The sequence below is a fragment of the Sphingobium sp. AntQ-1 genome (genome assembly GCF_028538045.1).
GTDB classification, from domain to species: domain Bacteria; phylum Pseudomonadota; class Alphaproteobacteria; order Sphingomonadales; family Sphingomonadaceae; genus Sphingobium; species Sphingobium cupriresistens.
Genome location: NZ_CP117158.1, coordinates 238,275 through 256,781, shown reverse-complemented (window position 1 = coordinate 256,781; position 18,507 = coordinate 238,275). Strand labels below are relative to the sequence as shown.

The window sequence follows — 18,507 nt, the reverse complement described above, 5'->3', positions numbered from 1 at the left end:
TGGCGCGCGTCTATCGAACGCCATCCCTGGCCTGCGCCTTCATCTGGGTATAGGCGGTCTCGCGCGCGTCGATGGGTAGGGACAGCAGATAGAGCGCCGCATCCTTATAGCGGAGGAAGGGGCGATCGTCCGCCATGACCGGGACGGTCCGCCCATTATATAAGCGCTTCAGCAGCCGCTTTTGCGGCCGGCTGAGATCGTCAGGCTGATCGATCGCATCCATTCAGATATCCTGCGCGATCCGACCGTAAAGGTCGGGCCGCCGATCGCGGAAGAAGCCCATGCCGGCGCGGTGGGTGCGCGCCTTGGCCAGGTCCAGCGTCGCCACCAGCGCGCCCTGGTCCTTCGCATCGGCTTCGGCGGCGAAATCGCCCCATTCGTCGGTGATGAAGCTGTGGCCGTAGAAGAGCTGGCCGTCCTCGTCGCCGATCCGGTTGGCGGCGATCACCGGCATACAGTTGCTGACCGCATGGCCGATCATCGCCCGCCGCCACATGCGGCTGGTGTCCAATTCCGTGTCATAGGGTTCGGAGCCGATCGCGGTGGGGTAGAAGAGCATCTCCGCCCCCATCAGCGCCATGCAGCGCGCGGTTTCGGGATACCATTGGTCCCAGCAGATGCCGACGCCGATGGTGCCATATTTGGTCGACCACACCTTGAACCCCGTATTGCCGGGGCGGAAATAATATTTTTCCTCATAGCCCGGACCGTCGGGAATATGGCTCTTGCGATAGACGCCCATAATCTCGCCCGCGTCATCGATCATCGCGAGCGAGTTGTAATGATGATGGCCGTCGCGCTCGAAAAAGCTGGTGGGGATATAGACGCCCAGTTCCTTCGCCAGCTTGCGCATTTCCTGCACCGCGGGATGGGTGTCGGTCGGCTGGGCGCTGGCGAACAGCGCTTCGTCTTCAACCCGGCAGAAATACGGCCCTTCGAACAGTTCGGGCGGCAGGATGATCTTCGCGCCGCGGCTGGCGGCCTTGCGCACATGGTCCGCAACCTTGGCGATATTCTCGCCCATATCGTCGGAAAAGCTGAGTTGCAGCGCGGCTACGGTCACTTTGGTCATGTCTGTCCCTGAATCTATCAGACGGATGGCATTTGCTGGCTGCAACAATGGAAGCTGCCGCCGCCGGACAATATGGCGTCACTGCGCAGCCCGACAATATCCCGGCCCGGAAAGAAAGGGCGGAAGGCATCGAGCGCAGCCTGATCATTGGGCTGGCCATAGATCGGCACGATGACGGCGGCGTTGCCGACATAGAAATTCATGTAGCTGGCCGGGATCGCCTCCCCATCCACCAGCACCAGGCCGGGGGAGGGGACGTCCACCACGTCGACGCCATGCGCCTTCGCGCGGCCGCGGGCGTCGGCATAGAGGGCCGCATTGGGATCGTCGTCGGTCGTCGCGATCGGCAGCGCCAGCTTGCCCGGCGCGACGAAGCGGGCAAGATTGTCGACATGGCCGTCGGTATGATCGTTCAGCAAACCGTCGCCCAGCCACAGCATGTCCGACAGGCCCAGCGCGCCGGCAAGCAGCGTCTCGATCTTGCCGCGGTCCAGGTCCGGGTTGCGATTGGGGTTCAGCAGGCATTGTTCGGTCGTCACGAACAGGCCGGTGCCGTCAGTGTCGATCGCGCCGCCTTCGAACACCCAATGCTGGGTGGAAACGGGCATATCGGTGGTCGCAGCCAGCCGCGCGCCGATATCCTCGTCGCCCGGCATCCGGTACTTGCCGCCCCAGCCGTTGAAGCCGAAATCGACCAGTGCGCGACTCCCTGCGCCGTTCAGCACCGCGATCGGCGCGGTGTCGCGCAGCCATACGTCGCCCAGCCTGTGGACGATGACCGATACGCCCGGCGCCACCAACGCGCGAGCGGCGATCGCGTCGGCTTCATTGGCGACGACCAGGCGCACCTCCTCGCCCTTGCCGTCGGCATGGAGGGCGCTGGCGAAGGCGGCGATCTGTTCGCGCGCCTCCTCGAACGCGCCGGGCCATTCGGCGGGGTTGGTCGGAAAGCCGATCCAGGTCCAGTCATGCGGCGCCCATTCGGCGGGCATACGGAAAGTCATGGCGTTTATCCTTGCTCGGCAGGGCGCCGATCCGTGATAGCGGGGGTTGCGCGCGCTCCATAGCGTGCCAGATAGCGTGTGGACAGAGGGCGAAGATCATGAAGAGACAAGTTTCGATCCTTGCCGCGGCGCTGCTGCTGGTGCTGCCAACCATTAGCAATTCGGGTGAGTTGCCCGACTGGCTGACCGGCGAATGGCTGCAACAGAGAGACGATCGCTGGACCGAGGAGGTGTGGACCCTGCCGCGTGGCGGCACGATGATCGGCGTCGGGCGAACAGGACGCGGGGAAACGCTGCGCTCTTGGGAGGTCATGCGCATCGTGCGCGCGGCCGACGGATCGCTGGCTTTCCACGGTGCGCCCGAAGGCGGGCCAGCAACGATCTTCCCGGTCGTCGCGGAAGGGGTGCGGGATATAAGCTTCGCCAACCCGAACCATGATTATCCCCAGCGCATCCGCTACTGGCGCGAGGGGCGGCTGCTGATGGCGGAAACCGCCAGGATGGATGGCAGCCAGGCGCAGAATTGGACCTATTCCCCGGCCGGGGAATAGGTCGCTTCCCTCTACTTACCCGCGCGATCCTTGTCGCGAATGGCGCGGAATTCGTCGCCGTCCAGCCAGTTGGGCCAGTCGGTCGTGGTCGCCAGGTCGCGACCTACGCTGTAATAGAGCTTCAGGTCCGCCAGCACCCCGGTCCAGTCCCAATTGGGATCATATTCGTCCTTGGGGCCATGATAGCGGTTCTTGGTATAATCCTCCGCCGCGGCCAATCCCGCAGCGGCGCCGCCCTTCACCAGATCCTCGCCGCCCTCGAAATAGAGCATCGGCAAGCCGTGCTTGGCGAAGCTGAAATGGTCGGAACGATAGTAGAAGCCCTTTTCCGGGGTAGGCTCCAGCGTCGATACCCGGCCTTGCGCGCTCAACGCCCGGTCCAGATAGGCGTCAAGCTGCGACTTGCCCTTGCCGATCACCACGACATTCCTGGCGAGGCCCGCGACGCTCAAGGCGTCCATGTTCACGCCGCCCACCGTCTTGGCGAAGGGGAAGACCGGATTGTTGCCATAATATGCCGATCCCAGCAGCCCCGATTCCTCGGCCGTCACCGCCAGGAACACCTGGCTGCGGTCGGTCGGCCCGGCCTGCACATTGGCCTGCGCCAGCGCCACCAGTGCCGCCGTGCCGGTGGCATTGTCCACCGCGCCATTGCAGATGTCGTCGCCGTCGGGCGCCGCCTGGCAATGGCCGAGGTGATCCCAATGCGCGCTGTAGAGGACATATTCGTCCGGCCGCGTCTTGCCCGGCAGCAACGCCACGACATTTTTCGACATATGTTTGCGCAGGTCGTTGTCGAAGGACACATTGGCCTTCACGCCCGTCAGCGCCACCGCCTTGAAGCCCGGCTTTTTCGCCGCAGCCATCTGCGCGTCCAGGTTCAGGCCCGCGCTGGCGAACAGGGCGGCGGCCTTTTCCTTCTGAATCCAGCCGATCGCCTGGCTCTGTCCGGCATTGCCGTTGGCGCTGTCGGCGACATGCTGCGCTCCGGTCCAGCTCGATTGCACGACATTCCAGCCATAGGCGGCCGGCACAGTGTCATGCACGATGATCGCGGCGGCCGCGCCCTGCCGCGCGGCTTCCTCATATTTATAGGTCCAGCGGCCATAATAGGTCATCGCCCGGCCATTGAACGGGCCGGACAACCCCGGCGTCTCATAATCGGGATCATTGACCAGGATGATGACCGTCTTGCCCTTCACATCCTGCCCGGCATAGTCGTTCCACCCCTTTTCGGGCGCGTTGATGCCATAGCCCACGAACACCACCGGGCTGTCCTTGATCGCGATCTTCGGCTGGGTGGTGCGATAGGTGCCGATCACCATTTCCGGGCCATAGGCGGCGGTGACGGCGCTCTTGCCCCCGGTGAAGCTGAGCGGCGAGACATTCTTCGCATTGATCTCGACCAGCGGCACGTCCTGAAACCAGCTGCCCTTGTTGCCGGGCTTGAGGCCCAGCTTGCCGAATTCCGCGGCCAGCAGCGCCAGCGTTTTCTCCTCGCCGGGCGAACCTGGCGCGCGGCCCTCATAGGCGTCGGAGGACAGCTCTTGCACCAGTCGCTTCATCGTATCGATCGACGGTTCTGCGGTAGCTGCGGCAGGCGGCGTGGCGGATGCCGCGGTGGGCGGCGTGTCGGCGCCGTCGGTCGCGCAGGCCGACAGGGCAAGAACGGCGGCGATCGCCGCGATGGAGCTACGCATGGAAGTCACCCTTTATTGTACGAATGATCAAGTGATGCCACCGCGCGGGAAGAAGGGCAAGCAAGGTGGTTGCCAATGCAAGCTGGAGGGCGCGGCAAGCGCAGCCAACTCGTCATCTATGACGGATTGGAGCATAGCCTGGTCGACAGCGACGCACGCGCGGACATGCTGCAGAAGAGCGCCGACTCCCTGCTGGCGGCCGGAAATGACGGGCAACGGGGGCGACCCTTTCCCTTGTAGCGTTAGGGCAAAGAAGAAGGGCGGCTCCTTTGCAGGGCCGCCCTTCTTTGTAGCTATGCTCGGAAAACCGATTAACGCGAATAGAATTCGACGACTAGGTTCGGTTCCATCTTCACCGGGTAAGGCACTTCGTCCAGCGTGGGCACGCGGACATAGCTGACCTTGGCGGCGCCGTCGGGGGCGACATAGTCGGGGATGTCACGCTCAGGCAGGTTCTGCGCTTCCAGAACCAGCGCCATTTCCTGCGCCTTCTTGCCCAGGGTGATTTCATCGCCCGGCTTCACCAGACGCGACGCGATGTTGCACTTCACGCCGTTCACATAGATGTGGCCGTGGGACACGATCTGACGGGCCGAGAAAATGGTCGGCGCGAACTTGGCGCGGTACACGACGGCGTCCAGGCGACGCTCCAGCAGGCCGATCAGGTTCTGGCCGGTGTCGCCCTTCATGCGGCTGGCTTCGAAATAGTTCTTCTTGAACTGCTTCTCGGTGATGTCGCCATAATAGCCCTTGAGCTTCTGCTTGGCGCGCAGCTGGATGCCGTAGTCGGACATCTTGCCCTTGCGGCGCTGGCCGTGCTGACCGGGACCATATTCGCGCTTGTTGACAGGCGACTTGGGGCGGCCCCAGATATTCTCGCCCATGCGACGGTCGAGCTTGTACTTGGCGCTGGTGCGCTTCGTCATAGATAATTCCTAGTAATTGCTAACAACGTGATTCCCGGTATCGCCTACGTCCGTTTTGCGTTTGATCGCTCAGGGGCAGGGCCACCGCTTCACCGGGATGCGGAGCCAATTGCGAAGGCGCGCCTATGACCAGAAGAGGCCGGCGAGTCAAGTCTCGACACGATGGCGGCGGCAGCTTAATTCCGCAGGCATGACTCCCGAACATTATTCCACCATGGCGCAGGTGCGCGCCGGCGTCGACAATCTCGATCGCCAGATCGTCGCCCTGCTGGCCCAGCGCTTCGCCCATATGCGCGCCGCCGCCCGGATAAAGCCGAACCGCAGCGCCGTGCGCGACGAAGCGCGCAAGGCGGAGGTGATCGCCAATGCCTGCGCCGAGGCTGAGGCTTTGGGCGTGCCCTGCGACCTGATCGCGGGGATGTGGGAAGAGCTGGTCGAAGCGTCTATCGCTTATGAAATGGCGGAGTTTGACCGGACGCGGGGGTAAACTGCCCGGAAGGGGGGCATTCAGCGTTCGCGTGGCCGGTTCAGATGCGATAGCACACCGCGCAGCGTGCGCACTTCCAGATGGTTCCAGCCCGGCTTGGTCAGCAGGTTGCGCAGCGTCAGTCGGGTCGCGCCGGCGCGGTCGGGCGGGAAGAAATAGCCGACCTTCACCAGCAGCGCATCGAGCTGCTCGATCATGCCCTCCAGTTCCGCCTGTGGCGCAGGTTCGCCCAGATCGGTGATGGTGGGCTGTGCCAGATCGGCTTGTTTCGACCATTCATAGGCGCACAGGATCACCGCCTGCGCCAGATTGAGCGACCCGAATTCCGGGTTGATCGGCACGGTCAGGATCTTGCGCGCGACCGCGACATCCTCCGTCTCCAGTCCCGACCGCTCCGGCCCGAAGACATAGGCGGCGCGGCCCTGCGCTGTATGGATTTCGCGCGCGGCCTCCTCCGGTGTCACGACCGGCTTGGTCACGCCGCGCTTGCGGACCGTGGTGGCATAGACATGCGCGCAGTCCGCGACCGCATCGGCCAGCGTTTCGAACACCTGCGCCTTATCGAGGATGAAGTCCGCGCCGGCCGCCGCCGGGCCGGCATCGGGATTGGGCCAGCCGTCGCGCGGGGTCACCAGCCGCATGTCGGTCAGCCCGAAATTCAGCATCGCGCGCGCGGCCTTCCCGATATTCTCGCCCAGTTGCGGGCGGACCAGAACGATGACGGGGGGGACGATGACGGGGGGGAGGGGGGCAACTTCGTTCATATTTCCGTTCATCCTGAGTAGGGGCTGAGCTTGTCGAAGCCCCGTATCGAAGGATTTGCGCGCCGCCTGTCGGATTGCGTCCCAATCCCCGACGATCAACGCTTCCTTCTTTTTTCGCGACCAGCCCTTAATTTGTTGTTCGGCGGAAAGCGCTTCGTCTCGTGTGCCGAAATCCTGGCTCCAGACCAGAGCGACCGGGCGACGGCTCTGCGTATATCCAGGAATGTCCCCTGAATGGTGCTGTGCGACACGTTGCTCCAGATTATCTGTATGCCCCAGATAATAGCTGCCGTCTGCGCATCGCAACATATAGGCATGGAACGTCATTCTATGGTCCTTCGATACGCCATTTCGACTTCGCTCAATGGCTACTCAGGACGAACGGCGGAGGGAAGAGAAGCCTTCGACTTCGTTCGAACCGAACGGAGAGGAATTAGGTAAGAACTCACTCCCGCCCGACTTCCTTCACCGTTCCTGCAAATTCCTCGAAATCCTTGGCGTCGGTGAAGTCCTTATAGACGCTGGCGAAGCGGATATAGGCGACGCTGTCGAGGCGTTTGAGCCCTTCCATCACCATTTCGCCGATCGCGCGGGCGGGGACTTCGCTGTCGCCGCTGGTTTCCAACTGGCGCTGGATGCCGGAGATCAGCTTTTCCAGGCGGCTAGGGTCGATCGGCCGCTTGCGGCAGGCGATGCCGATGGAGCGGGCCAGCTTGTCGCGCTCGAACGCTTCCTTGCGCCCCTCGCTCTTCACCACCCAGATGTCGCGCAACTGGATGCGCTCGAAGGTGGTGAAGCGCGCGCCGCAGGCTTCGCACTGGCGGCGGCGGCGGATGGCGTTGCCATCTTCCGTCGGCCGGCTGTCCTTCACCTGGCTGTCTTCATGGGCGCAGAAAGGGCAGCGCATGGGGTTATATCACTCCGTTCGGGCTGAGCCTGTCGAAGCCGTCGCCTGAGCGAAGCGAAGGTACTTCACTTCGTTCAGTGAAGCCCTTCGACTTCGCTCAGGGCGAACGGTGTGTGGGTCAATAAATCGGGAAGCGCGCGGTCAGGCCCAGCACCTTTTCCCGCACATGCTGCTCGACCTGGCCATCGCCTTCGTCGCCATTGCGCTTGAGGCCTTCCACGACCTCGGCGATCAGGCGGCCGATTTCGCGGAATTCTTCCTCGCGGAAGCCGCGCGTCGTGCCCGCTGGCGTACCCAAACGGACACCCGACGTGACGAACGGGCTGGCCGTGTCGAACGGGACGTTATTCTTGTTGCAGGTGATATAGGCGCGATCGAGCGCCTTTTCCGCGGCCTTGCCGGTGGTGTTCTTGGCGCGCAGGTCGACCAGCATCAGATGATTGTCGGTGCCGCCCGACACGATCGACAGGCCGGCATCGGCCAGCGTCTCGCTCAGCGCGCGGGCGTTGGCGACGATCTGATGGGCATAGGCTTTGAATTCGGGCGTCAGCGCTTCCTTGAACGCCACCGCCTTGGCCGCGATGATGTGCATCAGCGGGCCGCCCTGCATACCGGGGAAGATGGCGCTGTTGATCTTCTTGGCGATCGCTTCGTCATTGGTCAGGACGATGCCTGAACGCGGGCCACGCAGCGACTTGTGCGTCGTGGTGGTGGTGACATGGGCGTAAGGGACGGGCGAGGGATGCGCGCCGCCCGCGACCAGGCCGGAGAAGTGCGACATGTCGGCCAGCAGATAGGCGCCAACCTCGTCGGCGATTTCGCGGAAGCGCTTGAAGTCCCACACGCGCGAATAGGCCGTGCCGCCGCAGATGATGAGCTTTGGCTTGCATTCGCGCGCTATGCGGGCGACCTCGTTCATATCGATCAGATGATCGTCCGCGCGCACGCCATAGGCGACCGGCTTGAACCACTTGCCCGACATGTTGACCGGCGACCCGTGCGTCAAATGGCCGCCCGACGACAGGTCGAGGCCCATGAAGGTGTCGCCCGGCTGGAGCAGCGCCAGGAACACCGCCTGGTTCATCTGGCTGCCGCTATTGGGCTGGACGTTGGCGAAGTTGGCGCCGAACAGCTCTTTCGCGCGTTCGATCGCCAGCGTCTCGACCACATCGGCATATTCGCAGCCGCCATAATAGCGCTTGCCCGGATAGCCTTCGGCATATTTGTTGGTGAAGATGGAACCGGCCGCTTCCAGCACCGCCTTCGACACGATGTTCTCGGACGCGATCAGTTCGATCTTGTCCTGCTGGCGCTTCAGCTCATTGCGACAAGCGCCGAAGATTTCCGGGTCCGCGCTGGCGAGGGCTTCGCTGAAGAAGCCGTCCTGGCGGATGGCGGGGGCGAGGGTGTCTGTGCTCATCGAAACTTCCTTTCAGAGCGCGGGCTGGGACAGTTTTTCGACGCGGCCGGCATGGCGGCCACCGCCGAAATCAGTGGTGAGGAAGGCGGTGACGCAGGCTTTCGCCATGTCCACGCCGGTCAGGCGGGCGCCCATGGCGAGGACATTGGCGTCATTATGTTCGCGCGACAGGGCGGCCGACAGCGGCTCGCCCACCAGCGCGCAGCGGCAGGCCGGGTTGCGGTTGACCGCGATCGATATGCCGATGCCCGATCCGCACAGCGCGATGCCGCGCTCCGCCGCGCCGGACGCGACCGCTGTCGCGAGCTTGTAACCATAATCGGGATAATCGACGCGATCGGCGGTCGCGGGGCCAAGGTCGGCGACCGCATGGCCCTCGTCGCGCAGCCATTGGGCAAGCTCCGCCTTCAGGTCGGTGGCGGCATGATCGGAAGCGATGGCGATTTTCATAAGGCGCGGCCCCTGCGTTCCTGGGGTGATTCGTTCTGCGCGCCTCATAGGGGGACAGGACGGCAATTGCCACCGTCGAGCTTGGCGCTTAAGGCAACGCCCATGGCTGGCACGATTTTATCCATATTGATGCTCGCGGGCATGTTGCTGACGGGCGGCGGCGTTTACGCGATCGTGAAGAAAGGCGACCGCAAGCGCGGCGGCCTGATGATTCTTGCGGGGATTGTCATGTTCGGCAACGTCGCGATCAGCGCTATTCCGGGGCCGGACCTGTCGGCGCTGGAGCAGAAATAGAGCGCTGCGCCAGCGACGCCAGCAGGTCGGTCTGCGTCACCAGTCCTTGTAATCTCTGGTCGGCATCCACGACGATGGCGGCATGGCGCGCGCCGCTGCTCAGGGGGCCGATGAGCCGCGCGACCGGCGTGTCGGCATGGACCAGCAGCGCGCGGCGGGCGATGTCGCCGGCGCGCTCACCCTCTCGGCTCAGGTCCAGCGCGCCGATGATTCCCTGCACCCGCCCTGCATCGTCCAGCACCGGCAGCGACAACAGGCCACGCATAAGCATCAGCGCACGCACCTGGCGCAGCGGCTGGCTGGCGGGCACATGGATCACGTCGCGCGCCATGATCTGCGCGCAGGGCACCGCGCCATGCAGCCGTTCGGCCGCGCGCAGTTCGGCGTCCGCCAGCAACTGGCGCAGGTCCGCCTGGTCCACGTCCAGCGCATCGCCATAGCCCTGCACCGCGTCGGCCACGTCCTGCGCGCTCGGACCGGCGCGCAGCAGCGGCGCGGGATCGGCGGTGCCGTGCGGGGCGGGCGCTTTGGGCGGCACATGGGGATAATTGTGACCGGCGATGCGATGGAACAGGACCGCCACGACCAGCAGCAGCAGGGTGTTCACCCCCACCGGCACCAGCGCGAACAGATAGCTGCTCGCCACCCCCTTTACGCCCAGCGCGGCGGACAGCGCCACCGCGCCGCCGGGCGGGTGGAGGCAGCGGAGCAGCGACATGATGGCGATCGCCGCGCCCACCGCCAGCGCGGCGGCGAAGGTGGGATCGGGAACGGCCTTCGCCACGAAGATACCGACCAGCGCGGAAATGACGTTGCCGCCCAGCACCGGCCAGGGCTGGGCCAGCGGACTGGCGGGAACCGCGAACAGCAGCACCGCCGACGCGCCCATCGGTGCGACCAGCAGCGGATGGGCCAGACCATTGCCCAGCATCAGCCCGCACAGCAGCCCGGTCACCGCGATCCCCCCGATCGCCCCACTCGCCGCCTTTAGCCGCTCAAGGAAGCCCGGTCCCGGCGGACCGGCGGGGATGAAGGCGCTGTAATAGCGGCTCCAGATCAGGCGAACGTCGTTTTTCGGGGCGTCGGACATGGCGCGGATCGCTATCGCCGGCCGGACGGTGCGCCAAGCGGGAAATTATGGGGCGGGGTAAAGGGGGCTTTGCACGGTCGCGCCCGGCCGTCAGGCGCGGCTTGCGCTAGCCGGTATCCTGCGCCCCGCATGTCTGGTAGGATCGACGTCATGCTCAACCGATCGGCCTCGACCATCCTGGCAGCGCTTGGCTGCCTGATTGCGACCCCCAGTCTTGCCGCCCCAGGCCATGCTGCGCCGCCAGCGCCGCCGCCGGCCGTTTCGCCCGTGCCGCCTGCTCCGGCGCAGATCCGCGGCCTGTCCTGTACCGCCGACGACCGATCCGTGCGGGAAATCGTGATCGATTTCACCGCTGGCCGGTGGCGCGAAGGCGGCCAGGGCTGGAACAAGATCGCGGCGCAGGACGATGCGACGATCACCCTGGTCCAGCAAGGCGGCGGGATGTTCAGCGGCCTGCTCAGCGACATGCGGCGGCTGGAACGGCTGGACCGGTCGACCCTGGTCCTTTCCACCGAACTGCACACCGGCCTGATCGACGAAGTGCGCGCCTACCGCTGCAAGATCGTCGCGTCCTTCGATGCCAAGCGCCAGATATAGGCGAGGGCGTAAAAGCGGTTGGTCGGGAATCGACCAATTTAGGACGCTCATCTGTCAATGCCATGTGAGCTGAATCTATAAATTCAATTGTCTACTATGGATTTTCGATTTTTTTTAATTGCCAATTATCGACAGAAATAAAATTAGCTGATCCTGGGTATTTAGCGTCATCGCGGAGTTCAAATTTCATTAAGCCGGTTACAGTGATTTCAATTGCCTCGCCGTTGGCTTGTCGAGCGAGAAAAAGGCGCAATTCTTCGAATTTTGGAGAAAGAAGATAATTACCAAACCCGATGCCAAAAAATCCATTGCAATGCTCAAACGAGCCAATGTCCCCATGCACCGTAGAAGTTACCTTTATAGCGCTAACAATTTCATCACCCGATCGGATTTTCATCGCATTACAGCGATAGATTGGAACAGATGAATCCGTATGAACGCACGCCGAAGCACATATTGCAAATAACGGAAGTAAAGTTTTTAGCCCTCTCGCCATCTGGATATTAAATATCAAGATGCTCTCTGAGGACAAGCCATGTCCGCTATTTTTGGATATTCGTCTATCAGCCGCCATTCCGCTTCCCACCCCTCCCAGCCTCACATTCCACAAAAAAAGGCCGCCTCGCGGGCGGCCTTTCTCGTTCGTAGACTTCCCGATCGCTCAGCGGATCGGGGAATCCGGGGACAGGCGCATGTCGAGATAATTGTCGACCGACTTCATCAACTGGTCCAACTCATGCTCGAAGAAATGGTTCGCGCCGCGAATTTCGTCATGATGGATGGTGATGCCCTTTTGCGTGCGCAGCTTGTCGACCAGCTTCTGCACCGCGCTGGCGGTCACCACTTCGTCCGACGTGCCCTGCACGATGATGCCCGACGAGGGGCAGGGCGCGAGGAAGGAGAAATCGTACATGTTGGCGGGCGGCGCGACCGAGATGAAGCCGCGGATTTCCGGGCGGCGCATCAGCAATTGCATACCGATCCATGCGCCGAATGACATGCCCGCGATCCAGGTGGTCTGGGCTTCGGGATGAAAACTCTGCACCCAATCGAGCGCGGCCGCCGCGTCGGACAATTCGCCGATGCCATTGTCGAATGTGCCCTGGCTGCGGCCGACGCCGCGGAAGTTGAAGCGCAACACGGCGAAGCCGCGCTTCACGAAGGTCTTGTAGAGCGCCTGGGTGATGCGGTCGTTCATCGTGCCGCCGGCCTGCGGATGGGGGTGCAGGATCATGGCGACCGGCGCGCGCGGGCGGGGCGGGGGGCTGAAGCGGCCTTCGAGGCGGCCTTCGGGTCCGGGGAAAATGACGTCGGGCATGGCACCTGTTATCGTTCTGGGCCACCATGCCCGGATAGGCTGGCGGCGAATGGATGCGGATCGCACAGACAGTCGCATAGGCAAATGCTATTGCTGGCGCTGCGCGGCAGACCGCCTATATAGAAGCCGCCGCCATTTCCGCAATCAATGAGTAACGCCGCTTGGCCGCCGACCGCCTTTATCTCGATCATGCCGCGACCACGCCGATGCTGCCCGCCGCGCGCGACGTGATGATGGAAGCGATGGCGAACTGGGCCAACCCGTCCAGCCCCCATGCCGACGGCCGCGCCGCCCGCGCCAAGCTGGAGGATGCGCGTGCGCGCATCGCCGCGGCGCTGGGCTGGAATGGCCATGTGATCTTCACCTCCGGCGCGAGCGAGGCGATCGCCATCGGCCTGCTGCGCGCGAAGGCCGGGCGGGTCGTCACATCGCCGGTCGAACATGACGCGGTGCTGCGCGTGACGAAGGGCGCGGATCGGCTGGCGGTCACTTCAACTGGTCTCGCCCTTTCTCTTCGTCATTCCCGCCTTCGCGGGCATGACGATCAAGCAAGGGTAGGAACACTCCTCGCCATCCAGCACGTCAACAATGAAACCGGCGTCATCCAGCCGCTCGACCGGATTGATCGCGACGGCGCGATCCTGTTCGCCGATTGCGCCCAGAGCGCGGGCAAACTGCCGCTGCCCGACGCGGACATGATCGCGATCAGCGCGCATAAATTCGGCGGTCCGCCCGGCATCGGCGCGCTGCTGATCCGCGACCTGGCGCTGATCGAGCCGAGCGGCGGGCAGGAACAGGGCTATCGCGCCGGGACCGAAAATCTGCCCGCCATCCTTGCCATGGCGGCGGCGCTGGAGGCGCGGGAGGACTGGCTGCCCCGCGCAGCCGCCCTGCGCGCCCGGCTGGACGCAGGGATAGAGGCGGCGGGCGGCATCATCGTGGCGCCCGATGCGCCGCGCCTGCCCGTCATTGCCAGCTACCGTATGTCCGGCCTGTCGGCCCGTGCGCAGTTGATCCAGTTCGACCTGGCCGGCATTTCCGTCTCAGCAGGCAGCGCCTGTTCGTCCGGCTCGCTCAAGACCAGCCATGTGCTGGGTGCGATGGGCTGGGACGAGGCGGCCGCGGCGGAGGTCGTGCGCGTCAGCTTCGGCCCGCAAACATGCGACAGCGACATGGACAGGTTTATCGCAGTCTGGAAAAGTATGGCGGAACGGGCAAGTCAATGATTTACCTGGATTATCAGGCGACTACCCCACTCGCGCCCGAAGCCTTTGACGCGATGGCGCCGTTGCTGCGCGACCAGTTCGCCAACCCGCACAGCACCCATCGATTGGGCCGCGCCGCTGCCGCGCAGGTGGAGGCGGCCCGCAACGCAATCGCCGGGCTGCTGCCGCCCGGCGGCCAATTGATCTTCACCTCCGGCGCGACCGAGGCGCTCAACATCGCGATCCAGGGCGCGCCGCCGGGCGGCATGGTCACCATCGCGACCGAACATGCCGCGGTGCTGGATACGGCAGAGGCGATGCGCCGGACCGGGCGGGATGTGACCGTCCTGCCGGTCGGGCCGGACGGCATCGTCGATCTGGAGGCCGCCGCCCGCGTCATCGTTCCAGGTGTCGCACTCGTTGTCGCCATGCTGGTCAATAACGAGATCGGCGTGATCCAGCCGGTCGCCGCGCTCGCCGACCTCGCGCACCGCGCGGGTGCGCTGTTCCTGTGCGATGCGGTGCAGGGCTATGGCCGCATCCCGATCCCGTCCGTCTGCGATATGGTCGCAATCAGCGCGCACAAGATCCATGGTCCCAAGGGCGTGGGCGCGCTCTGGCTGCGCGACGGTGTGCGGCCCACGTCCTTGATCCATGGCGGCGGACAGGAAGGCGGGCTGCGGTCCGGCACGCTATCGCCTGCGCTCTGCGCCGGATTCGGCGTTGCGGCGCGGTTGATGCGCGAGCGGGCGGACAGCGACCGCGCCCATGTGGAAAGCCTCGCCGCACTGGCCGCCACATTGTTTGCGGACTGGACGCTCAACGGGTCGCAAACGGCGCGTTATCGCGGAAATCTGAACCTGCGCCGCGACGGCATAGATGGCGCGCGGCTGTTGTCGGATTGCCGCAATGTTGCTTTTTCGCTCGGTAGCGCTTGCGCAAGCGGGTCCGGGCGGCCTAGCCATGTCCTGCGCGCGCTGGGGCTGACCGATGCCCAGGCGCGCGGATCGGTGCGGATCGGCTTTGGCCGCTACACAAGCCGGGAAGAGTTGGAGAGGGCGGCAGAAGCATTGAATGAGGCGGCAGCCGCACAAGCGGCGCCGTAAAAGGGAGCGCACGCATTAGCATGACCAGGGTCACCTTCATCAGCGCCGATGGCGAGAGACGACAGGAGGTTGACGCGCCCGCCGGATCGGTGCTGCTCGATATCGCCCAGGCCGCAGGTCAGCCGCTGGAGGGCACATGCGAAGGGCAGATGGCCTGTTCAACCTGCCATGTCGTCGTCGATGCAGAGGATTTCGCGCGCCTGCCGCGCGCCAGCGAGGATGAAGAGGATATGCTCGACCTCGCCGCCGCCGCCACCCGGACCAGCCGCCTGTCCTGCCAGATCATCATTGACGACAAGATGGACCGGCTGACGGTCCGTATTCCCGGTGAATTCAACAATATGCAGGGCATGTGACCGTGAAGAATTTGACTGCTCTGGCGACGCTGGCCTTGCTGGCGGCGCCTTCGATCGCCGCTGATAAGAAGACGACGTCCGCCAAGCCGCCCGAACCGACCGGACGGCTCGATTCTCTGTTGCCGCCTGCGCCGCGCTATCTGGTGCCGCAATCGGCGCTGACGTCGGTGCGCAACCCGGCGGAGATCGAGAAGGAGACGGGCGGTCGGCTGGGCGTCGCGCTGGTCGATCGGAGTGGCGCGCTGCTGCTGGGCTTCAACCGCGACGAGCGGTTCGCCATGTGCTCGACCTTCAAGGCGCCGCTGGCCGCCGCCGTGCTGATCGGCGCGGAAGGCGGCAAGTTCGGGCTGGAAGGCGAAATCCCCTTCAGCGGCGACGACATCCTCGATTACGCTCCGGTGGTGAAGAAGAACAAGAAGCGCGGCCGCATGAGCATGGGTGAACTGGCCCAGGCCGCGGTTGAGGTGAGCGACAACAGCGCCGCCAACCTGCTGCTGCCGATGCTGGGCGGGCCGGAGGGGCTGACGTCCTTCATGCGCGCCCATGGCGACGCCGTGACCCGGCTCGACCGCACCGAACCGACGCTGAATGAAAATGCGGAGGGCGATCCGCGCGACACCACCACGCCGGCCGCCATGGCCGGACTGATGGGCCGGCTGTTCTTCCGCGACATGAAGCCGACCAGCGTCGACAAGCTGCGCAGCTGGTTCAACGCCAGCAGCACCGGCGACAAGCGGATCAAGGCGGGGCTGCCCGCAGGCTGGACGTCGGGCAGCAAGACCGGGACATGCGGCACCGCCTATAATGACGTGGCGCTGGTGAAGGCGCCCAATGGCGACGAATATGTCCTGGCCATCTATCTCGACCGGCCAACGGTGGACGCGAAGAAGGCCGAGGCCGCGATCGCCGAAACCGCGCGCGCCGCGCTCGATTTCGTGGGCAAGGCGCAGAAGAGCGGGCTGGAATAATATGTGGCATGTTCCCGCGAAGGCGGGAACATGTATAGCCTAAGCCCCCTTGCCATCCCGGTCCCCTTTCGCCATATGCCGCGCCGGGAGTCGGGCGGACGTGATCGTCGCGAACCTGGTCAGGTCCTGACGGAAGCAGCCACAGTGATTTCGTCACGGGTCGTTCCGGCTCCCACCCTCCACCTTCATCCAGCTTCGACAATAGCCACCCGAACGGCTAGACGATGACTATGTCCGATTCCCCGCAGCCCTATCGCGTCCTGGCGCGCAAATATCGACCGCGCAGTTTCCGTGAACTGATCGGGCAGGATGCGATGGTCCAGACGCTGGGCAATGCGATCAGGCGCGGCCGGCTGGCCCACGCCTTCCTGATGACCGGCGTGCGCGGGGTGGGGAAGACCTCCACCGCGCGGCTGATCGCCAAGGCGTTGAATTGCATCGGCCCGGACGGGCAGGGCGGGCCGACCATCGACCCCTGCGGTGTGTGCGAACCTTGCGTCGCCATTGCCGAGGGTCGGCATATCGACGTGGTCGAAATGGACGCCGCCAGCCACACCGGCGTGGACGATGTGCGCGAGATTATCGAGGCGGTGCGCTATGCCGCCGTGTCGGCGCGCTACAAAATCTACATCATCGACGAAGTCCATATGCTCTCCAAAAACGCCTTCAACGCGCTGTTGAAGACGCTGGAGGAGCCGCCCGCCCATGTGAAATTCCTGTTCGCCACGACCGAGGTGAACAAGGTGCCGGTGACGGTGCTGTCGCGCTGCCAGCGCTTCGACCTGCGCCGCATCCCGGCGGAATTGCTCGCGGGCCATTTCGCGCATGTGGTCGAGGCGGAAAGCGTCGCGGCGGAACCCGATGCGCTGGCGCTGATCGCGCAGGCGGCCGAAGGGTCCGCGCGCGACGGCCTGTCGATCCTCGACCAGGCGATCGCCCATGCGGAAATGGGGGACGGCGATCCCATGGTCAGCGCCGCGCAGGTGCGCGACATGCTGGGCCTTTCGGACCGCGGATCGGTGCGCCGGCTGCTGGGCCTGCTGCTGGAAGGCGATACGGGCGCGTTGCTGGGCGCGGTGCGCGACCAATATGCGCTGGGCGTCGAGCCGCTCGCGCTGATGCGCGGCCTGATGGAGCTGGTCCATGCCGTGACCCTGGCGAAGGCCGGTCGCGACATCGCCAGCCCCGGCCAGTCGGCCGAAGAGCGGGAGGCGCTGGCCGATTGGGCTGCGCAACTGGGCTTCGCGCCGCTGCATCGCCTGTGGCAATTGCTGCTCAAGGGGCATGACGAGGTGGCCAGCGCCGTCCTGCCGATCGAAAGCTGCGAAATGGCGCTGCTGCGCGTCATGCACGCCGCGACCATGCCCGATCCGGGCGAACTGGCGCGGATGCTGCGGGAGGGGGCGCCCGCCATGGTTGCGCCTGCTTCCGGTGGAACGCCTGCCGCGCCGTCCTCCGCGCCCGCCGCGCGGCTGCCCGCTACGATGCAGGAAATCGTCGCGCTGATCGACCGGCAGAAGCCGTTGCTGGCCAATCATCTCAATGATTGCGCCGCGCTCGTCTCCCTTAGCCCGCCTGATATCGCCCTTCGCCTGACCCATGCCTGGACGCATGGCGACTTCAAGCGTGACCTGGAGCAGGCGCTGAACGCCGCGACATCCGGAACGCGATGGGTCGTGACGCTGGCGGAGAGCGGCGGCGATCAGACGCTGTTGGAGCAGGAGCAGGCGGGCAAGGCTGCGGCGCGCGCCGAGATATTGGAAACCCCGGTGGTCAAGGCGGCGATCGCCGCCTTCCCCGAAGCGGAGTTGGTCGAAACCGACCGGCCCGAACAATGGAGTGCAGGACAATGAAGGACTTGAACGAAATACTGGGCATGGCGAGCCGTGTTCAGGAGGAATTGCAGCGTGCGCAGGACAATCTCGACAAGCTGGAGGTCGAGGGCGCGGCCGGTGGCGGCTTGGTCAAGGTGCGGGCGTCGGCCAAGGGCCGCATCCTGGGCGTGTCGATCGACGACACGTTGATGGCTCCATCCGAAAAGCCGATATTGGAAGACCTTGTCACCGCTGCGTTCAATGATGCGCGCAAGAAGGCGGACGAGATCAGCAATGCCGAAATGGGCAAAATGACCGCCGGCCTGCCGCTGCCCCCCGGCTTCAAGCTGCCGTTCTGATGCCGGACGCGATGGATCGATCACCTGCGGTTCATCGCTTCGTCATTATGACAGCTCGCAATTGATTGCTGCGACGGGCGTCCCCATAAAGGCGATGAACCGTAGAGAGGCCGCTTCCT

Annotated in this window: 23 protein-coding genes and 1 other RNA gene; 12 read left to right on the top strand and 12 right to left on the bottom strand. The window is 64.5% G+C overall.

Annotation, left to right across the window (positions count from 1 at the left end):
- Positions 1–10: 10 nt before the first annotated feature.
- The 3 genes from sphantq_RS01305 to sphantq_RS01295 are packed head-to-tail and all read right to left on the bottom strand — an operon-like array spanning position 11 to position 2,076.
- Positions 11–223, bottom strand: coding sequence for a hypothetical protein (locus tag sphantq_RS01305; RefSeq protein WP_272799378.1), 213 nt, complete (start codon positions 221–223; stop codon positions 11–13).
- Complete coding sequence (aguB, locus tag sphantq_RS01300; RefSeq protein WP_272799377.1) at positions 224–1,072, bottom strand: N-carbamoylputrescine amidase; 849 nt, start codon at positions 1,070–1,072, stop codon at positions 224–226. It abuts the gene before it with no gap.
- 17 nt (positions 1,073–1,089) lie between these two features.
- On the bottom strand, positions 1,090–2,076 hold the full coding sequence (locus tag sphantq_RS01295; RefSeq protein WP_066603036.1) for an agmatine deiminase family protein: 987 nt from the start codon (positions 2,074–2,076) through the stop codon (positions 1,090–1,092).
- 98 nt (positions 2,077–2,174) lie between these two features.
- Between sphantq_RS01295 and sphantq_RS01290 the strand changes: the two genes are divergently transcribed.
- Positions 2,175–2,627: a DUF6265 family protein gene (locus sphantq_RS01290; protein WP_066603033.1), complete on the top strand. Its 453-nt coding sequence runs from the start codon at positions 2,175–2,177 to the stop codon at positions 2,625–2,627.
- 11 nt (positions 2,628–2,638) lie between these two features.
- Here sphantq_RS01290 and sphantq_RS01285 read toward each other — a convergent pair whose 3' ends face one another.
- A complete protein-coding gene (locus tag sphantq_RS01285; protein WP_272799376.1) occupies positions 2,639–4,327 on the bottom strand; it encodes a M28 family peptidase in 1,689 nt (562 codons plus the stop codon).
- A 75-nt stretch (positions 4,328–4,402) separates the two neighbouring features.
- On the opposite strand from sphantq_RS01285, the gene sphantq_RS01280 reads away from it, so the two are divergent.
- On the top strand, positions 4,403–4,567 hold the full coding sequence (locus tag sphantq_RS01280) for a hypothetical protein (RefSeq protein ID WP_336314435.1): 165 nt from the start codon (positions 4,403–4,405) through the stop codon (positions 4,565–4,567).
- 71 nt (positions 4,568–4,638) lie between these two features.
- On the opposite strand, the gene rpsD is transcribed toward sphantq_RS01280, so the two are convergent.
- Positions 4,639–5,253 carry a 30S ribosomal protein S4 gene (gene rpsD / locus sphantq_RS01275; protein ID WP_066603027.1) on the bottom strand — a complete coding sequence of 205 codons (615 nt, stop codon included), beginning with the start codon at positions 5,251–5,253 and terminating at the stop codon, positions 4,639–4,641.
- A gap of 190 nt (positions 5,254–5,443) precedes the next feature.
- Here rpsD and sphantq_RS01270 point away from each other — a divergent pair, with 190 nt between their 5' ends.
- The gene (locus tag sphantq_RS01270; RefSeq protein ID WP_066603025.1) at positions 5,444–5,740 is read left to right on the top strand and encodes a chorismate mutase; all 297 of its coding nucleotides are present in this window, start codon (positions 5,444–5,446) and stop codon (positions 5,738–5,740) included.
- A gap of 20 nt (positions 5,741–5,760) precedes the next feature.
- Here the strand turns inward: sphantq_RS01270 and sphantq_RS01265 are convergent, their stop codons facing one another.
- From sphantq_RS01265 to rpiB, 4 genes are all read right to left on the bottom strand, one after another.
- The gene (locus sphantq_RS01265) at positions 5,761–6,831 is read right to left on the bottom strand and encodes a TrmH family RNA methyltransferase (protein WP_129926301.1); all 1,071 of its coding nucleotides are present in this window, start codon (positions 6,829–6,831) and stop codon (positions 5,761–5,763) included.
- 118 nt (positions 6,832–6,949) lie between these two features.
- Complete coding sequence (gene nrdR / locus sphantq_RS01260) at positions 6,950–7,411, bottom strand: transcriptional regulator NrdR (protein WP_056681966.1); 462 nt, start codon at positions 7,409–7,411, stop codon at positions 6,950–6,952.
- Between the two features lie 118 nt (positions 7,412–7,529).
- Positions 7,530–8,831: a serine hydroxymethyltransferase gene (glyA, locus tag sphantq_RS01255; RefSeq protein WP_272799375.1), complete on the bottom strand. Its 1,302-nt coding sequence runs from the start codon at positions 8,829–8,831 to the stop codon at positions 7,530–7,532.
- 12 nt (positions 8,832–8,843) lie between these two features.
- A complete protein-coding gene (gene rpiB, locus sphantq_RS01250; protein ID WP_066603021.1) occupies positions 8,844–9,281 on the bottom strand; it encodes a ribose 5-phosphate isomerase B in 438 nt (145 codons plus the stop codon).
- A 102-nt stretch (positions 9,282–9,383) separates the two neighbouring features.
- Between rpiB and sphantq_RS01245 the strand changes: the two genes are divergently transcribed.
- The gene (locus tag sphantq_RS01245) at positions 9,384–9,575 is read left to right on the top strand and encodes a hypothetical protein (protein ID WP_066603018.1); all 192 of its coding nucleotides are present in this window, start codon (positions 9,384–9,386) and stop codon (positions 9,573–9,575) included.
- On the opposite strand, the gene sphantq_RS01240 is transcribed toward sphantq_RS01245, so the two are convergent.
- On the bottom strand, positions 9,535–10,665 hold the full coding sequence (locus sphantq_RS01240; protein ID WP_272799374.1) for an HPP family protein: 1,131 nt from the start codon (positions 10,663–10,665) through the stop codon (positions 9,535–9,537). The two genes, sphantq_RS01245 and sphantq_RS01240, sit on opposite strands and share 41 nt — an antisense overlap.
- A 150-nt stretch (positions 10,666–10,815) precedes the next feature.
- Between sphantq_RS01240 and sphantq_RS01235 the strand changes: the two genes are divergently transcribed.
- Positions 10,816–11,262: a hypothetical protein gene (locus tag sphantq_RS01235; protein WP_272799373.1), complete on the top strand. Its 447-nt coding sequence runs from the start codon at positions 10,816–10,818 to the stop codon at positions 11,260–11,262.
- A gap of 94 nt (positions 11,263–11,356) precedes the next feature.
- On the opposite strand, the gene sphantq_RS01230 is transcribed toward sphantq_RS01235, so the two are convergent.
- Entirely contained in the window at positions 11,357–11,776 is a 420-nt protein-coding gene (locus sphantq_RS01230) for a hypothetical protein (RefSeq protein ID WP_272799372.1), read from the bottom strand.
- 147 nt (positions 11,777–11,923) lie between these two features.
- A complete protein-coding gene (locus tag sphantq_RS01225) occupies positions 11,924–12,580 on the bottom strand; it encodes an alpha/beta hydrolase (RefSeq protein WP_066603011.1) in 657 nt (218 codons plus the stop codon).
- Between the two features lie 161 nt (positions 12,581–12,741).
- Between sphantq_RS01225 and sphantq_RS01220 the strand changes: the two genes are divergently transcribed.
- The 7 genes from sphantq_RS01220 (at position 12,742) to sphantq_RS01190 (ending at position 18,388) form a co-directional block, all read left to right on the top strand.
- Complete coding sequence (locus tag sphantq_RS01220) at positions 12,742–13,806, top strand: cysteine desulfurase family protein (RefSeq protein ID WP_272799371.1); 1,065 nt, start codon at positions 12,742–12,744, stop codon at positions 13,804–13,806.
- Positions 13,803–14,891 carry a cysteine desulfurase family protein gene (locus sphantq_RS01215; RefSeq protein WP_272799370.1) on the top strand — a complete coding sequence of 363 codons (1,089 nt, stop codon included), beginning with the start codon at positions 13,803–13,805 and terminating at the stop codon, positions 14,889–14,891. The genes sphantq_RS01220 and sphantq_RS01215 overlap by 4 nt, the downstream gene beginning before the upstream one ends.
- Before the next feature lie 20 nt (positions 14,892–14,911).
- Positions 14,912–15,247, top strand: coding sequence for a 2Fe-2S iron-sulfur cluster-binding protein (locus sphantq_RS01210; RefSeq protein WP_066603001.1), 336 nt, complete (start codon positions 14,912–14,914; stop codon positions 15,245–15,247).
- A gap of 2 nt (positions 15,248–15,249) precedes the next feature.
- A complete protein-coding gene (gene blaSGM / locus sphantq_RS01205) occupies positions 15,250–16,215 on the top strand; it encodes an SGM family class A beta-lactamase (protein WP_272799369.1) in 966 nt (321 codons plus the stop codon).
- An 82-nt stretch (positions 16,216–16,297) separates the two neighbouring features.
- Positions 16,298–16,395, top strand: an RNA gene (gene ffs, locus sphantq_RS01200) — signal recognition particle sRNA small type.
- A gap of 50 nt (positions 16,396–16,445) precedes the next feature.
- Positions 16,446–18,068: a DNA polymerase III subunit gamma/tau gene (locus tag sphantq_RS01195; RefSeq protein ID WP_129926294.1), complete on the top strand. Its 1,623-nt coding sequence runs from the start codon at positions 16,446–16,448 to the stop codon at positions 18,066–18,068.
- The gene (locus tag sphantq_RS01190) at positions 18,065–18,388 is read left to right on the top strand and encodes a YbaB/EbfC family nucleoid-associated protein (RefSeq protein WP_066602991.1); all 324 of its coding nucleotides are present in this window, start codon (positions 18,065–18,067) and stop codon (positions 18,386–18,388) included. The genes sphantq_RS01195 and sphantq_RS01190 overlap by 4 nt, the downstream gene beginning before the upstream one ends.
- Positions 18,389–18,507 lie beyond the last annotated feature (119 nt).

Bases quoted from the DNA above. Each gene is read 5' to 3' on its own strand.
- sphantq_RS01305 (WP_272799378.1), bottom strand. From the start codon at position 223: ATGGATGCGATCGATCAGCCTGACGATCTCAGCCGGCCGCAAAAGCGG.
- sphantq_RS01245 (WP_066603018.1), top strand. From the start codon at position 9,384: ATGGCTGGCACGATTTTATCCATATTGATGCTCGCGGGCATGTTGCTG.
- sphantq_RS01295 (WP_066603036.1), bottom strand. From the start codon at position 2,076: ATGACTTTCCGTATGCCCGCCGAATGGGCGCCGCATGACTGGACCTGG.
- sphantq_RS01270 (WP_066603025.1), top strand. From the start codon at position 5,444: ATGACTCCCGAACATTATTCCACCATGGCGCAGGTGCGCGCCGGCGTC.
- sphantq_RS01240 (WP_272799374.1), bottom strand. From the start codon at position 10,665: ATGTCCGACGCCCCGAAAAACGACGTTCGCCTGATCTGGAGCCGCTAT.
- nrdR (WP_056681966.1), bottom strand. From the start codon at position 7,411: ATGCGCTGCCCTTTCTGCGCCCATGAAGACAGCCAGGTGAAGGACAGC.
- rpiB (WP_066603021.1), bottom strand. From the start codon at position 9,281: ATGAAAATCGCCATCGCTTCCGATCATGCCGCCACCGACCTGAAGGCG.
- sphantq_RS01290 (WP_066603033.1), top strand. From the start codon at position 2,175: ATGAAGAGACAAGTTTCGATCCTTGCCGCGGCGCTGCTGCTGGTGCTG.
- rpsD (WP_066603027.1), bottom strand. From the start codon at position 5,253: ATGACGAAGCGCACCAGCGCCAAGTACAAGCTCGACCGTCGCATGGGC.
- aguB (WP_272799377.1), bottom strand. From the start codon at position 1,072: ATGACCAAAGTGACCGTAGCCGCGCTGCAACTCAGCTTTTCCGACGAT.
- sphantq_RS01280 (WP_336314435.1), top strand. From the start codon at position 4,403: ATGCAAGCTGGAGGGCGCGGCAAGCGCAGCCAACTCGTCATCTATGAC.
- sphantq_RS01225 (WP_066603011.1), bottom strand. From the start codon at position 12,580: ATGCCCGACGTCATTTTCCCCGGACCCGAAGGCCGCCTCGAAGGCCGC.
- sphantq_RS01285 (WP_272799376.1), bottom strand. From the start codon at position 4,327: ATGCGTAGCTCCATCGCGGCGATCGCCGCCGTTCTTGCCCTGTCGGCC.
- sphantq_RS01190 (WP_066602991.1), top strand. From the start codon at position 18,065: ATGAAGGACTTGAACGAAATACTGGGCATGGCGAGCCGTGTTCAGGAG.
- sphantq_RS01210 (WP_066603001.1), top strand. From the start codon at position 14,912: ATGACCAGGGTCACCTTCATCAGCGCCGATGGCGAGAGACGACAGGAG.
- sphantq_RS01235 (WP_272799373.1), top strand. From the start codon at position 10,816: ATGCTCAACCGATCGGCCTCGACCATCCTGGCAGCGCTTGGCTGCCTG.
- sphantq_RS01215 (WP_272799370.1), top strand. From the start codon at position 13,803: ATGATTTACCTGGATTATCAGGCGACTACCCCACTCGCGCCCGAAGCC.
- glyA (WP_272799375.1), bottom strand. From the start codon at position 8,831: ATGAGCACAGACACCCTCGCCCCCGCCATCCGCCAGGACGGCTTCTTC.
- sphantq_RS01195 (WP_129926294.1), top strand. From the start codon at position 16,446: ATGTCCGATTCCCCGCAGCCCTATCGCGTCCTGGCGCGCAAATATCGA.
- sphantq_RS01265 (WP_129926301.1), bottom strand. From the start codon at position 6,831: ATGACGTTCCATGCCTATATGTTGCGATGCGCAGACGGCAGCTATTAT.